The 15,381-nt window shown below is 39.4% G+C and carries 12 protein-coding genes and 1 tRNA gene; 8 read left to right on the top strand and 5 right to left on the bottom strand.

Annotation, left to right across the window (positions count from 1 at the left end; genetic code table 11):
* The first annotated feature begins 1 nt into the window (after nt 1).
* Complete coding sequence (locus PLEUR7319_RS0127855; RefSeq protein ID WP_019508516.1) at nt 2-2,113, top strand: bifunctional diguanylate cyclase/phosphodiesterase; 2,112 nt, start codon at nt 2-4, stop codon at nt 2,111-2,113.
* A 25-nt stretch (nt 2,114-2,138) separates the two neighbouring features.
* Here PLEUR7319_RS0127855 and PLEUR7319_RS0127860 read toward each other — a convergent pair whose 3' ends face one another.
* Complete coding sequence (locus PLEUR7319_RS0127860) at nt 2,139-3,122, bottom strand: zinc-binding dehydrogenase (RefSeq protein ID WP_019508517.1); 984 nt, start codon at nt 3,120-3,122, stop codon at nt 2,139-2,141.
* The gene (locus PLEUR7319_RS0127865) at nt 3,119-4,588 is read right to left on the bottom strand and encodes a dihydroorotase family protein (RefSeq protein ID WP_019508518.1); all 1,470 of its coding nucleotides are present in this window, start codon (nt 4,586-4,588) and stop codon (nt 3,119-3,121) included. The genes PLEUR7319_RS0127860 and PLEUR7319_RS0127865 overlap by 4 nt, the downstream gene beginning before the upstream one ends.
* 543 nt (nt 4,589-5,131) lie before the next feature.
* Here PLEUR7319_RS0127865 and PLEUR7319_RS0127870 point away from each other — a divergent pair.
* On the top strand, nt 5,132-6,268 hold the full coding sequence (locus PLEUR7319_RS0127870) for a hypothetical protein (protein ID WP_019508519.1): 1,137 nt from the start codon (nt 5,132-5,134) through the stop codon (nt 6,266-6,268).
* 109 nt (nt 6,269-6,377) lie between these two features.
* On the opposite strand, the gene PLEUR7319_RS0127875 is transcribed toward PLEUR7319_RS0127870, so the two are convergent.
* Nucleotides 6,378-6,449: transfer RNA gene (locus tag PLEUR7319_RS0127875), tRNA-Asn, on the bottom strand.
* A gap of 147 nt (nt 6,450-6,596) precedes the next feature.
* Here PLEUR7319_RS0127875 and PLEUR7319_RS0127880 point away from each other — a divergent pair.
* The 3 genes from PLEUR7319_RS0127880 (at nt 6,597) to PLEUR7319_RS36940 (ending at nt 9,168) form a co-directional block, all read left to right on the top strand.
* Nucleotides 6,597-7,079 (top strand): hypothetical protein, encoded by a 483-nt coding sequence (locus PLEUR7319_RS0127880; protein WP_019508520.1) that lies wholly within the window; start codon nt 6,597-6,599, stop codon nt 7,077-7,079.
* A 151-nt stretch (nt 7,080-7,230) separates the two neighbouring features.
* Entirely contained in the window at nt 7,231-8,190 is a 960-nt protein-coding gene (locus PLEUR7319_RS38625; RefSeq protein ID WP_019508521.1) for an LCCL domain-containing protein, read from the top strand.
* A 390-nt stretch (nt 8,191-8,580) separates the two neighbouring features.
* The gene (locus PLEUR7319_RS36940) at nt 8,581-9,168 is read left to right on the top strand and encodes an MFS transporter (protein ID WP_036799177.1); all 588 of its coding nucleotides are present in this window, start codon (nt 8,581-8,583) and stop codon (nt 9,166-9,168) included.
* Nucleotides 9,169-9,226: 58 nt separating this feature from the next.
* Here PLEUR7319_RS36940 and PLEUR7319_RS0127895 read toward each other — a convergent pair whose 3' ends face one another.
* Nucleotides 9,227-10,924, bottom strand: a complete 1,698-nt coding sequence (locus PLEUR7319_RS0127895) for a SulP family inorganic anion transporter (RefSeq protein WP_036800967.1) — start codon at nt 10,922-10,924, stop codon at nt 9,227-9,229.
* Between the two features lie 656 nt (nt 10,925-11,580).
* Here PLEUR7319_RS0127895 and PLEUR7319_RS0127900 point away from each other — a divergent pair.
* A complete protein-coding gene (locus tag PLEUR7319_RS0127900) occupies nt 11,581-13,089 on the top strand; it encodes a NarK family nitrate/nitrite MFS transporter (protein ID WP_019508524.1) in 1,509 nt (502 codons plus the stop codon).
* 1 nt (nt 13,090) lies between these two features.
* On the opposite strand, the gene PLEUR7319_RS36945 is transcribed toward PLEUR7319_RS0127900, so the two are convergent.
* Nucleotides 13,091-13,315: a hypothetical protein gene (locus tag PLEUR7319_RS36945; protein ID WP_019508525.1), complete on the bottom strand. Its 225-nt coding sequence runs from the start codon at nt 13,313-13,315 to the stop codon at nt 13,091-13,093.
* A gap of 176 nt (nt 13,316-13,491) precedes the next feature.
* On the opposite strand from PLEUR7319_RS36945, the gene PLEUR7319_RS0127905 reads away from it, so the two are divergent.
* On the top strand, nt 13,492-14,919 hold the full coding sequence (locus tag PLEUR7319_RS0127905; protein ID WP_019508526.1) for a chloride channel protein: 1,428 nt from the start codon (nt 13,492-13,494) through the stop codon (nt 14,917-14,919).
* A gap of 82 nt (nt 14,920-15,001) precedes the next feature.
* Nucleotides 15,002-15,367: a VOC family protein gene (locus PLEUR7319_RS0127910; protein ID WP_019508527.1), complete on the top strand. Its 366-nt coding sequence runs from the start codon at nt 15,002-15,004 to the stop codon at nt 15,365-15,367.
* Nucleotides 15,368-15,381: the final 14 nt, after the last annotated feature.

The raw sequence follows: 15,381 nt of genomic DNA on the forward strand, positions 1-15,381 counted from the left end.
AATGACTAAGGCCGCAATTATTTGTGTGGATGATGATTTTGTAATTCTCAATAGTTTAGGAGAACAACTGAAACGTAGTCTTGGTCAAGAATATGACCTCGAACTGGTTGATAGTGCTGCCGAAGCAGTTGCACTTTGTGCTGAATTAGTAGCAGAAGAAATCGAGATTCCTCTGATTATTTCCGATCAAATCATGCCTGGAATGACAGGAGACAGATTACTGATTCAACTACATTCCCTTTATCCGAAAAGTTTAAAAATTCTCTTAACCGGACAGGCTGACGCTGATGCAGTGGGGAGTCTTGTAAATGCCGCGGCTCTCTATCGTTATGTTACTAAACCCTGGAATGAAACCGACTTAATTCTAACTGTCAAAGAAGCTTTAAAACGCTATCACCAAGAACAACAGTTAGCCGCACAAAATGAAATCTTAAGGGACGTTAATCAGCAATTAACTAGCTCAATCTCTTTACTACAAGCTACCTTAGAGGCTACAGCTGATGGCATTTTAGTTCTAGACAACGGTGGTCAAGTCGTCAGTTACAATCAGAAATTGGTTGACATTTGGGGAGTACCTTCAGCAGTTAAAATTGATCGTCAACAACTCCTTAATTTATTCCTCGAACAGCTGGCTGACCCCTATGCTGATAGTTTGAGAAAAAATTTGACTCAATCTGCTGAGAATATTTATGATTGTCTGGAATTGAAAAATGGTCGAATTTTAGAATATTATTCCAAAGCACAGCAGCTTCAAGAACAAACAGTGGGTCGTGTCTGGAGCTTTCGCGATGTTACCGAACAAAAGAAAGCCCTGACCATAATTCAACATCAAGCTTTTCATGACTCTTTGACCAATTTACCTAATCGTCATTTTTTCGAGCAGCAACTAATTCAAGCTTTGAACCAAGCTCACAGTAACAATCAAATGTTAGCGGTGATGTTTCTAGATTTAGACCGCTTTAAAATCATTAACGATACCTTGGGTCATGCAGTGGGCGATCTTCTCCTAAAAAAAGTAGTTGAAAGACTTAAGCACTGTCTGAGACCACAGGATTTTATTTCTCGTTGGGGAGGAGATGAATTTACTTTACTACTGCCTGAAATTAGTCATCGAGAAAATGTTACTACGATCGCCAGCAGAATTTTAGAAATTCTCAAACCAGGTTTTGATTTGGATGGACATTATTTACACATTTCTTCTAGCATGGGGATTGCTATTTTTCCTGATGACGGTAAGGATGCTGATACATTGCTAAAAAATGCTGATGCTGCTTTGTATCGAGTTAAAGACCAAGGGCGAAACAATTATCAATTCTACACTCTAACCATTAATTCTCAAGCTTATGAATTATTGAATTTAGAAAATGATTTACATTTCGCTTTAGAGAGGGAAGAATTAATTCTTTACTATCAACCCATTGTTGAAGTTACTACGGGAAAGATAGTAAAAATGGAAGCCTTAATACGTTGGCAGCACCCGAATCTTGGTTTACTTTCTCCCAATTTATTTATTCCTATTGCCGAGGAAAATGGTTTAATTATCTCCCTAGGAGAATGGGTAATACAAACAGCTTGCGCTCAAAATAAAATTTGGCAGGAGATGGGTTTATCCCCCGTCAAAGTTGCAGTTAATCTATCTGTGCGTCAATTTTGCAACCATTATTTAGTAGCAACAGTAGCTAAAATTTTACAAAAAACTGGCTTAAATCCCTATTGGTTGGAGTTAGAAATTACCGAGACGACGACCATACAAAATACAGATATAACCAAGGAAATCCTACTTGATTTAAATCAAATGGGAGTTTCTCTGGCAATGGATGATTTTGGCACAGGATATTCTTCTCTTAGCTATATCAAAGATTTTCCTTTTCATACCATCAAAATTGACAGTTCTTTTATTAAGGATTTAAGAACCAATTCTAAGAATTTAGCAATTATCAATGTTATTCTTGCCCTAGGGAAAGAGCTAAATATGCAAATCATTGCCGAAGGAGTGGAATCAGAACAATTAAAAAAATTACTGGAAAATTTACATTGTGAATATATGCAAGGTTATTTTTTCAGTCCACCTGTAACTGTCGATCAAGCTACTAATTTACTAGTTGAATCTTGATATAGGCTGGCACCGACAAAATTGTTCAAAAAAATTGTGGGATGACGATGATTTTGCCCATAATAAGACGCTTTTCCATCTGAAGCAGTGCCTCAGTCACATCTTTTAGACTAATTTCTCGATCAATCACCGGTTGTAACTTTCCCTCAGCCACGGCAGGAATTACCAGATTACCTAGTGTGGACAAAGCCGTTTGATAGTCGCTGTTATACCAGAGAGCAATCCCGTAAATTGTTGCATTGCGTCCCAATAGTTTCCCTATTGGCAGCCTAGCATCCATACCAGTAGTAGTACCATAGGAAACAATACGACCATTATTGGCGATCGCTTCTAAGCATTGGGCAAAGGTAGCTTGACCTGCACCATCTAGTGCTACTTGGACTCCAGAGTTATCGGTAATTTTTAAAACCTCGGCAGCTACATCTTGACAGCTATAGTCAATTCCGTAATCTGCACCTAATTCTATTACTCGCTGCATCTTGGACTTGTTGCCCGCAGTGGCAATAACCCGCCCTCCTAACAATTTAGCAAGTTGAACTGCTGCGGTACCAACTCCCCCACTACCAGGGTGAATCAGCACCCATTCCCCCTTCTGAATCTTCGCTTTATGAATTAATGCCATGCTAGCAGTCATATAGGCGATCGGTAAGCTAGCGGCTACAGAAAATGGAACTTCATCTGCCAAGGGTAGCAACTCGGTTGCGGACCCAATTGCCATTTCGCCAAAAGTTCCCTTAACGTGTCCCACGACATGCATTCCTGGTACAAAATCCGTAACTCCTAAACCCACAGCATCAACCTCACCAGCAGCCTCTTGACCTAGTATATGGGGCAGTCCTTCATAGCCAGGTCCTCGATAGTTTCCATAGGTTGTCTGCAAGTCAGAATTGTTAATTCCAGCAGCACCTACCCGAATCCTGACTTCACCTGAACCAGGTTCCAAAACATCTATTTCATCTATCTGTACAGCAGTTGGACCACTAAAATTATGAATACGAGCTACTTTCATTTGCGGTTTAAATAATGTCCAGTGGGTTCACCGATTACTTGTCCTCGGTCGTAAATTTTATTACCTCGTAAAAAAGTTGTTTTGACTCGTCCTGTCAACTCTACCCCCTCAAACGGTGAGTAGCCTTGCTGTGATAACGAATCACTAGCACTCACGACAAACGTTTCATCGGGGTCGAACAATACTAAATCAGCATCGTAACCAATTGCAATATCCCCTTTGGTACTCAAGCCAAATCTTTGGGCAGGATTCCAGCATAATAACTCAGCCATATGATTGTAAGACATACCACGCTTACTACCTTCACTAAACACACCAGAAAGCAGATATTCAGTCCCGCCAAAGCCTGATTTGGCTAGCCAAATATTATTAGGCTCTTGTAGACTAGCTTTCTTCTCCGCCGAACAACAAGCATGATCGCTGACAATCCAGTCAATTTTACGTTCCAGTACAGCTTGCCATAGGTATTCTACGTCAGTACGGGAACGAATCGGCGGATTAACTTTTGCCCATTTGCCTGTAGGAGTATCTACATCTAATAATAAATGTCCGACAGTTACTTCTCGACGGAAATTGATGTGGGGAAAAACGGTTTGCATCATCAAAGCTGCTTCTACTGCCTTACGAGAACTGAGATGTAGGAGATTTATATTCAGGCAATTAGTTTCATGTGCCAAATAAGAAGCGATGCAAATAGCTAATCCTTCAGAATGGGGTGGACGGGCAGCACTGTATGCTTTGAGCCCTGTAAGGCTTGAATCCGACTGGACAATTTTAGTATAGGCATTGAGAATTTCGGCTACTTCGCAATGTAAACTGAGACTGAGGCGATCGCTTGCTTCGGGGTGTAATTCTCTCAGTTTAGTTAGACCGCGCATAATAAATTCAAAGTGGGCGAAGTCATATCTTTCCTCTTTATTAATCATCAAAAAGAGGTTCTGTTGGTCAGATAGTCCATGTAAACCATAACCACCATAAAACATAAAAATTTTGAATGACCCAATCCCATAATTCTCAAACAGCATTTGCATCTCATCAATATGAGTTCCACTGATGGGGGCAATATGGTAGCCGTAGTCAACAAAAAAATTTCCTTGGGATAATGCCAATACTTCCGGAAAAAAATCTCTGTAAGAACCGCCTTTATTAAGATAATACTGTCCTGTACGGATGTAATTCAGGCTAGTAGTGACTCCTCCCATTGCTGCTGCTTTGCTTTCAGTAACTGCATCGCGATCGAGCGGTTGATAGATACCAATGTGCATATGGGCATCTACCACTCCAGGAAATCCCAGCAAGTTTTGGGCATCAAAAACTTCTTTCCCTATATCTGGGTTAAGATCGGGTGCTATTTGGGTAAATTTGCCATTCTTAATTCCCAAATCGACTGGTTGCACAGTATCATCATGGGGACGAATTAGCCGTACATTTTTGATAATCAGATCTAATTTTGGAACTTCAGACATGATAAACCTCACATTTCTGCATGAGAATGACTAGAGACAAGATTAAGACTAAGCAGTGCAAAGAAAAATCAAGGGTTTTAGCTATTGGAATCAAGGAACAGTAAACTACCCATCCTAAATCAAAGATTTAGAACGGGCTTTAGCCCTAGCTACATCTTGTAGAGAACAAAACATATACCGGCTTTCTTTTAGTAGCGACAAAGCTGTTTTCAATCGAGAGAAAAAGGTGAAAACCCTATTGCTATAATTACTTGAGTGTCTCTCGGCTTCAGCCCCTCGAATCTATAAAGAGCCATATTTAAAGTTAAAAAAGGTAAATATTTAGTGTTCTTGTCTCTAGTTTGTCTCTTATCAGGAGGTAATTTGTAGATATTGATGGCAGAAAAAACATATCAAAATTATTCAATTCAATACAGCTAGGAGTTACCAACAACTTTGACAACATAATTATATTTACTTACGAAACCAATGAAATTTAGATTAATCGGTTACAAAAGTTTATTGTTGATTATGTGTTTCGTGTTAAGCCTTACCTCATCTTTAATGGTGAATTTTATTTCTGCCATTGAAGTTGGAATAAGTGCTCAAGATAATCCTAGCCTTCAGCAACCAAGAGAAGTATCCTCTGCTGCTTGCTCACAGGTAGATTATAAATTACCCAAAACTTCTGGAGCTAAAAATCCTGAAGCACAATTTGACTTTGAGGAAGCAGTTTTTGTTAATTCGCCCAACCCTAATGGAACAACAAAGGTTGATATAGGTCTCTACGTTATCAATATTTCTAATGTCAATGCTGTGGAAACTACTTATAGGCTTGAAGGTTTAATCAATTTAGTTTGGTGTGACCCACGCCTCCAACACAATAGTCAAGATCAACAACTCCAAAAACAGACCTATCTGGAAGAAGATGCAGCAGTCAAGCTCAAACGAATCTGGTGGCCCAGTATTACTTTCGTTAATCAAGTAGAAGAATATTTTAGAAAAAATGAAGAACTGATTATCTTGGCTGACGGTACTGTTGAGTATCAAGAAAAATTTAGTGTTGAACTTAAATCTTTCTTCGACTTAACGAAGTTCCCTTTTGACGAGCAAACTCTGGATGTTGAGATTGAGTCTTTTGCTTGGAGTGAGAATTATTTGGAATTAGATAGAGAAGAGAAAAAAATAGGATTTAATCCTAATCTTAATCTGCCTGAGTGGGAAATTGGAGATTTAAAAAGTCGGATAGAGCAAAAGCAGGAAGTAAGAGGAATAGAACCATTTTCCAAGTTTTTAATGCACATCAAACTAATCCGAAAACCAGGGTTTTATCTGTGGAAAATTATAATCCCTCTAGTTATATTGGTAATAATTTCTTGGTCTGTGTTCTGGATGGGGGAAGAAAGCTTAGCTGATCGCATTAGCTTTTCCTTAACAGGTATTTTGACAGTTGTTGCTTATCAATTTCTAATTTCAGAAAATCTTCCCAACATTTCCTACCTAACATTAATGGATGCAATTTTATCTCTTTCCTTTGTTGTAATGGCGTTAACTGTTGCCGAAAATATTGTGATTGATGGATTAAATAAGGCAAATCTAAAGTTTATTGCCATTCAATTAGATCGTATATGTCGATTTGCATTTCCAACTATATATGTAGTTGCGTTATTTACCCTGGGCTTTTTTTACATGGTTGATTAACCGTACTCAGCAAATTATTAGTACAGGACAAGTGGTGAAAGCTAAGATTCTCAATAGTTTGGATTTTCTCAGCGCGCCTTTGTATCCACCTAATGATGATGTTTTAAAACTCCCCAGGTAGGATTTGAACCTACGACCAATCGATTAACAGTCGACCGCTCTGCCACTGAGCTACTGAGGAAAGCTTTTGTAGCCATAAACAATAATAACGAATGGAAAAACAATTAGCAAGTATTTAATAAAACTATTTTCGAGTCTACCAATCTACATTATTTTGAGGATATCCTAGAGAGAATATGAGCTTCGGCAAAAATACTTGTTTTTCTACATGTTAGTGAACCGCTATAAAAGTGTTTATCTTTCCTTTATCTCTACAGATTTACCTGTCTGGAATGTGATTGAGGCGACGGCATCTCTTTATCAAAAAGATCAAGAGAGATTCCATTTACTACTAAATCAACAAAATTTACCTTGTTCAGACTCTCTTGTACTAGATGAAGAAGATAAACCTAAATCTAATCAAGGATTATTTTGGTTAGAAATCTCTCCTTATCGAGTGATGCTAACAATGCAGAGTAATAGCCAGTTAAGTTATAGACACTTTTGGGAAAGAGGAGTATACGGTGTGAGCCGATATTGCCTTAATACTGATTCTAATCAACCGAGTAAATCAATACGTTTTCGCAACTTTACCCGTTACTTAAAAGTTGAGAACGCTCCTTTTCCTAAAAATCTCCAGATTGAATATGAAATGTGGTCAGAAAAAGTACACTTGGGTTCTTATATTTTACATTTGGATATCGAGTCTTAAATAGACATCGAATAAAAATGTTAAGTTAGGATGCTTTATTTTTTGGACTTCCCTTAGGTGTATTTTTGTAGTATATTAGGTTGATAATCTAACTATATTAAAATTTTTAATTCAACGATTAACCCAAGTATAGTATGCATTTCATTTGTTTATGATCTACAAATATTTAGGAACAACTTTGGGCTTAACTGCGGTTTCTTGTAGTTTGAACTTGTTGATGATCGACCAAGTCAACTCCCAAACCACTCAACCTACTAATATTAAGGAAATTGAGTGGCGTAGTAGTATTGATAGTTTTAGACTAGATAAACCAGAAAATATTGGTCAACAATTCACTTTTAAATGTAGTCCTGCCCCAATTGATTTTAGACCTTCAAGTTTTTCGGTATGGGGAACGGATAACTACACGACCAACTCCAGCATTTGCAAATCAGCTCTTAATGCAGGGATGATTAGCATCCAGGGGGGAATTGTCACCTTAAGTATCGATCCCGGACAACCTTTCTATGCTGGTAGCGAGCGTAATGGTGCTAAAACTTGGGATTATGGAGCCACAGATAACAGTTTTTCATTTATCGGTACTCCAGTGGCCTCGCAACATATTTCAACCAACCAAGAACAACCTCCAGAAGTCATTAGAGAAATTGATTGGCGTAGCAGTATTAGTAGCTTCGATCTTGATAAACAAGCATACATTGGTCGTCAATATACTTTTGAATGTAGTCCTGCCCCGATTGATTTTAGACCTTCGAGTTTTTCGGGCTGGGGAACTGATAATTACACAACTAATTCCAGTATTTGTAAATCAGCTCTTAATGCAGGATTGATTACTATCCAAGGGGGAATTGTCACTCTACGTTTAAATAACGGACAGCCCTTTTATACTGGTAGCGAACGAAATGGTGCTAAAACTTGGGATTATGGAGCTACTAATATGAGTTTTGCTTTTATCGGTAGTCCTGTAGTCAATAATAACTCTAATCCTTCTACTTCATCCACTTCCAATTCCCCTGCTTCTGGTCGTCCTAATCCAGTTGAAGAGGGAGTTAGAAAAGGCGTGGAAGATGGTATTGAAGATGGTGTCAGAGATGCACTTCGAGGTTTATTCTAATAGCCTAAAAAAGCGCTGCCTATAGTTAAGACAGCGCTGTACAAAAATTGATGATTAATAAAATTATGGTTAAAGCGGGAAAATCATTACATTGAAGCACAAATTTTCATCTCTCTTTGTCTTTTCCCCGATTAAGTTTTAGTAGCTTCATGTTACTAGTACCCCTACAAATCCTACTTAGTACTCACTGTTAACAGCTAAGTCATAGACTGTAATCAATACTAGCAAGAGAGAAAGAGACAATATCTCCATACAAAGTGGGACTCTTCTCTTGCGTGTAACTGTAAATCAATATACAGTTTGGTGATTAATTCGATATTAGACTATTTTATTAAACCTTGTCAAATATATCAGTAACTATTAATAAACAAAAATTATTAACAATCAACCATGAGTAAGCCTAGTATGCCCATTGGCGTGCTGGCAATGATTTATGGTGTAGCTCTATTTTATATGGTGGCGTTTTATCTAATTCCCGTACAGCTGCCGTTTTATCTGCAAAACCTTAATAATTCTACTGCTTCTGCTTCTGGTCTGGCGATCGCTGGTTCTACTTTAGCTAGTGCGATCGCTTCGCTGAGATATGGCTTTGTTAAAGAACGTTTGGGCTTTGTCAGTATTGTGGTAACTGCTTTTGGCATTGCAGCAGCAGGCTATTTAGTCATCGGGATAGCTGGCAGTTACAATATCGTTCTTATTGGTTTGATTATTGCTGGTTTAGGCTTTGGCTTGTTGATGCCCAATCTTAATGTCTGGCTGTCCAGTATTATTCCCGATAGTTTGAGAGGTAGGGCTTTGGGCGGTCTAACTACTTTTTTCTTTCTGGGTCAGTTTTTATCTCCCCTAGTTTCTCAACCCATCACTAATATGGTTGGCTTAGATCAAACTTACGTTTTTACAGGAATTGCTTTGCTGTTTGTGGCGATCGCCTTTTTCGCTCTCAAAAAACAAATTAAGACTTTCTGCCGAAATTGTTAAGCGATCGCCCTAACCTTCCAAGTCGTGTCTATCAAGTTATTGTTGTATCGGGTACAAATCATTTTACTATTTGAGAATGATGCAAGATCTCTTGCTCTGAAGCATGAGTATCGAAAAAACTTAGTGCTACATTCAAAGCAGAATCGCAACTAGGTAAAAAATTCTCTGCTGGCAGCGTATCTTGTACGCGAAACCTTCGTAATCGTTGTTTCACCTGACCACTAGCCCCAACAATAAAAATCTCTCCCTGCTGTTGGCGACGGGCTGCTTTAATTTCCGCTTCAATAGTCATCGCTGCTGTTACACCGATTAATGGTACATTGGTCAGATCGAGAATTAGAATGTCAAAATTTTGCCCCATATGAAAAGAGATCGCTCTTGCTGCCCCATAGCTCATTGGACCACTCATATGAACTAAAATAATTTGCCCTCGTTCCTGAACCTGACGCAGAAGTTCGCATTCATATGGGGTTAACTCGGTTATGAACTCATCATCAGTACTGGTGATCGCCCGAACCTGATTAACTTGAATGCTGGTTAAGCGATGAATAGTGAGTATATTTGCCACAAAAGCTCCAACCACAACAGCCGTGACTAAATCGACAAACACTGTCAGGAGCAACACCCCATATGTAACCAGTGTAGCTCGCATAGACACCTGACATATGCGCCACAAAAAGCTCCAGTCAACAATCTTAATCCCTACTTGAATTAAAATACCAGCCAGCACAGCGTGAGGGATTTGAGCTGTAGTTTCTCCAGCCCAGAGAACTATGCAGAGCAAAATTAGGGCGTGAAACATTCCCGATAAGGGCGTACTTCCTCCCGCCTGTACATTAATAGCCGTACGCATGGTTGCTCCCGCCCCAGGAAGCCCACCAAACAATCCAGATAGTAAATTGCCAATTCCCTGACCGATTAATTCTTGTTCAGAATCGTGGCGAGTGCGGGTAATATTGTCAGCGACTAAAGAGGTTAACAATGAGTCAATAGCTCCCAGGGTAGCCAGCATTAAAGCATAACTGACAATATCTCTAATCTGATTGAGATTGAGTCGGGGCAACTGCAATTGAGGAAATCCCTGGGGAATGTCGCCAATACGAGCAATATCGCTGTTGGGAAATACAAAAATTGAGATTAAAGTGCAAACAATAAGTGCTAGTAGAGGTGAGGGAACAATTTTCGCCAGTTTTCCAGACCACCCAAACACAATTGCCAAGGTGAAAATGCCCAATCCTGCTGCTACGGGATCGGGATTTGTCAGAGCTTCGGGTAACTGCTGTAGTCCTGCAAGGACGCTACTCTGAGCTGGATGACCCAACAAAGGTGCAAGTTGTAGTGCAACGATAATTACGCCAATACCAGACATAAAGCCAGAAACTACTGTGTAAGGCATTAGAGTAATAAACTGTCCCAGGCGCAGGATGCCAAATAAAATTTGAAACACGCCACTTAGCATCACTGCCGTAAAAGCCATAGCCATGCCATTTTCAGGGTTTTCAGCTATCAGCTTGGTAAACACAGTAGCCATTACTACAGTCATTGGACCAGTCGGACCCGTTACCTGAGATGGAGTACCCCCGAATAAAGCGGCAAAGAATCCTGTAAAGATAGCTCCATAAAGCCCCGCGATCGCTCCTGCTCCCGAAGCCACCCCAAAAGCTAAGGCTAAGGGTAGCGCAACTATGGAGGCGGTTAATCCGCCAAACAAATCTCCTTTTAGATTATCGAACTTAAAGCGGTTAATTAGCTGCATATTACCTAAACCAAGTAACAAATTTGGTTGTTTGATTTTTGTATGCCAATTCATAGCTGCGATCGTGAAAGCTACGGACAACGCTCGCGCTCTGCACACTAGCTTCATAGATTGCTCTGATCACAACGTTTAATCGCTTTTTAAAAATTGCGATCCGAACGAATATGCTATTTAAATGGCTTAAAAATCAAGCAATGATATTTAAAATGTTAAATCTCTAATCTTTGATATTAGACAAATTAACCCGCTCTTTTCGTATCAGTTTTGACTAATCAATAAATTTTTCCCTATTTTTTGGTAAGTCAAGAAAAAATAGTTTTTAAATTAGCTTTGTAGATAAATCATGACATTGTAAATAAACTGCATTAACCAATATAAAGAAATATTAAAAAAAGCTGCGCTCAAGAGTTTGTGTGCTTTTAGATACATTTAGCCGATGCCACTCACACTAGGTTTGATTATTAATTGGTCTTTGATTAAAACTAATAATGTTTGCAGTGAGAATGTCGTTATTCATAAAATTACTGTGTTTTTTGTTCAAATTACACAAATAGTTTGAATATAAATTAACTGTATTTAAATCTATTTGTCCGAGGTAAAACTGCAAAAAGACTAAAAATTTAAAAAGCTGTAAGTATCAAAGAAGTGAATATTTTATGTCTGGAATTTTTTCCTTTAGCGGTCGCTACCGCATTTTACATTTAACTTGGTTTGCCTTTTTCTTGAGCTTTGTTGTCTGGTTTAACTTTGCTCCTTTTTCGACAGCAATCCAGACAGAATTTAATTTAGAGCCAGCACAAATTAGAACAATTGCTATTTGTAATGTTGCTCTTACCGTTCCCGCACGAATCATTGTCGGGATGATTCTTGATCGTCTTGGTCCTCGAATTACTTATTCTTGTTTGCTAATTTATGCAGCTATCCCCTGTATCATTTTCGCACTCGCACAAAACTTTACTCAGTTGGTAATCAGCCGTTTAGCTTTGAGCATTGTTGGTTGCGGTTTTGTAATTGGCATTCGCATGGTAGCAGAATGGTTTAATTCTGAGGAAATCGGTTTAGCAGAGGGAATATATGGGGGCTGGGGAAACTTTGGCTCAGCTGCATCGGCGTTTACCCTGCCAACTATTGCTGCGATAACGGCTGGTTTAACTGCGAGTCAACTTAACTGGAGACTGGCGATCTCTTTAACAGGAGTTATTGCTGCTCTCTATGGCGCATTCTATTTCTTTAACGTTCAAGATACACCTCCTGGTAAAGTCTACCAGCGACCTGAAAGTAGCGCGGGATTAGAGGTAACTACGAAAAAAGACTTCTGGTTTTTGCTAGCTATGAACGTTCCTTTAGTGGGAATTTTAGGCGTAATTGCTTGGCGTTTACAAAAAGTGGAGCTGTACGGCACAGGTACAATGTATCTTATCTGGGCGGGACTGGTAGCTCTATATTTATTCCAGGCATTTAATATTTATCAAGCCAATCGCCAACTCATAACTGGGGTCAAGCGCTATCCTGCCTCAGATCGTTACCAATTTTCTCAAGTGGCACTTTTGGAACTGGCTTATATCGCTAGTTTTGGCTCGGAATTAGCAGTAGTTTCGATGTTGCCAGCCTTTTTTGAAAATACCTTTGGTTTGACAGCCGCATTGGCGGGGGGAATTGCGGGGATGTATGCCTTTATGAATTTAGTCGCTCGTCCTGGAGGCGGTTTTCTATCTGACAAGATTGGTAGCCGAAAGTGGACATTAGCTGTAACCCTGGCGGGTACGGGAATTGGTTATTTAATCTTTAGCAGCTTGGGTAAAATAGCTTTGCCTTTAATCGTAATTATGACTATGTGTGCTTCTTTCTTTGTGATGGCAACAGAAGGTGCAACTTACGCCATTGTTCCTCTGGTAAAACATCGCGTCACTGGTCAAATAGCAGGTAATGTCGGTGCTTATGGAAATGTCGGGGCAGTGGCATATCTTACTATCTATAGCTTACTTCCTGAAGGCGGAGGTGGAGATAAATTCTTTTTTCAAATGTTAGGGGTTGTAGCGTTGATTGTGGCTAGTCTTTGTGCCTTTTTCCTCAAAGAACCCACAGGAGAGCATGGAGAATCAACAGCGCACTTTACTCCAGAAGAATCAGCCGTATATCAAGCAGGGGCAAATCGAAATAAATAGCTTATTTTCTTTCTCCAAGTATCCTCCAAAGTTCAGCTTCACTGCTGTAAATCGTGGTTGTGGTTTGTTCTGGCGTTCCAGTCAAACTTAGAACGAGCGGAATTGAACCTACAGCGATCGCCGATACGAAAATCAACAAAGTTAGTATTATTTTCTCGCCAATGTTAAAACTCCTCAAATAAAGAGGGACATACAACACATCTGGGGACATTTTTGGGGATTTCATTTCAATCTCTGGTAACTGATAGATAAGTTTTCGGACATCACGTAGTCCCTTCTTTTGAAGCTCATAGCGTCTATCTTAATCATACAAAAATATGCAGCAAAATGTAGCTATTGTTACCGTTTGCTCTAAATAAGTATAAATATTAACAGATTTTTTGCGAATATTAGGAGTCACATATGTCCTCGAATGGTCAAGTTGAGATCGGCAATTGCCACGAAAATGACAAGAGCCTGAAAAGAATCAACAATGATAGACAACTTACTTACTCACAGCTTTATCTTTGTGCGGTAATTATCGGTATCTTTGGCGGGATGGTTGCTACTGTATATTACTTCGTATTAGAAACCATGATGCACGGTATGTGGCATAACCTGCCTGAAATAATTAAGCCTTATTTTCCTAGTTGGCTTGGAGTTAGCAACTATGTCTGGATTGCCACCACTATTGGTGGATTCTGCGTTGGTTTGGCTCTTTATTTCTTTGGGCTTCCTGGGGAAATGGCTCAGGTAGTGGATAAAATTCATGACCCAGGCAAAATTGATATTCGCAAAACCCCATCAATGATCGTTGCTTCTCTAATTGCCATTACTTCTGGGGGGAGTGCGGGACCCGAAGCACCCTTAGTTCAAGTTAATGGTAGTTTCGGTAGCTGGTTGGGAGATAAATTAAAGCTTGCCAAAACTTCAGTCAGAATTCTCACTTTTTGCGGGATGAGTGCCGCTTTAGGTGCTTTTTTTGGCGCACCCATTGGTGCAGCTTTATTTGCTCTGGAAATTCCCCATCGTCGTGGTTTGCAGTATTTTGAAGCGATCGCTCCTGCGATTATTGCCGCCATTTTTTCCTTTGCCGTATTCCGACTCAATACGGGCATAACTATCGGCGGTTTTTACCACTTTGAAGAAGTTCCTGCCCTTTCTCCCCAAAACTTATTAGAAGGCTTAGTTTTGGGCATAATTGGTGCTGGATTGGCAGTTCTGTTTATTGTGATCTTTCGCATTATCGGTAAGTTACTCAAACCTTTAGAACATTATCCAATTCTCTTAGCAACTCTAGGTGGTTTATCAATCGGTTTAATTGCTTTTGCTTTCCCGCAGACCCTATTTTTTAGCGAAACACAAATTCAGACTGTAATTGAAACGGGTGCTGGTTTAGGTGTTGGTTTGTTACTGGCGATCGCCCTAGCTAAGATGTTTGCTATCAGCTTTACCCTCCATTCTGGTTTCTTAGGTGGTTTTATCTTCCCTTTATTTTTTATTGGTGCAAACGTTGGTTATGCAGTGTCTTTAGCAGTACCTCAAGTTCATCCAACGGTGGGTATGGTCTGCTTGATGGCAGCAATTAATGTAGCTGTTACCAAAACTCCAGTTAGCACTAGTATTATCCTTAGTGTGCTGTCTGGTACTGCGATGTTACCAGTCATTGCGATCGCCTCTTTCGTCAGTTTTGTTTTGACTAGCCAAATTACCATGATTAAAACTCAAAGATGCCGAGACTTGCAAGAAGTCGATCCATCTAATTTAACTCTGGAACAAGTAGTATTGGCTGGAGAAAAAGAAACTACAATTCCTGGATTAGCAAGACTGAAACAATTAGTAAGTATCTAAATATGTATCTAATATGGAATTTATTAAGATGGTAAATAAGTTATCTAACTGAGATTCAAGAGTATTGAAAATAACTCAAGCTATGAAAACTACTCGCTGTCTACATACAACTATTCTGGTTTCAGATCTAGACAAGGCAGAACAATTCTATACTCAGGTTTTGGGTTTAATTAAATCTTCAAAGCGATCGCTTCAATTCTCTGGTACATGGTATCAAATTGGAGAACATCAACTACACCTAATTGTTCATCCTAATTATGTTTCTCCCATAATCAATCAAGAGAAATGGGGAAGAAATCCGCATCTTGCCCTAGCAGTAGATAATATTCAACAAGCGAAAGTCAAATTGGAAAGTCAAGGATATCCTATCCAAATGAGTGCTTCGGGACGCCCTGCTCTATTTACACAAGATCCAGATGGTAACATCATTGAACTTAGTCAAATATAGTAACGTCAATTAAC

Source organism: Pleurocapsa sp. PCC 7319, assembly GCF_000332195.1.
Classification (GTDB): Bacteria; Cyanobacteriota; Cyanobacteriia; order Cyanobacteriales; family Xenococcaceae; genus Waterburya.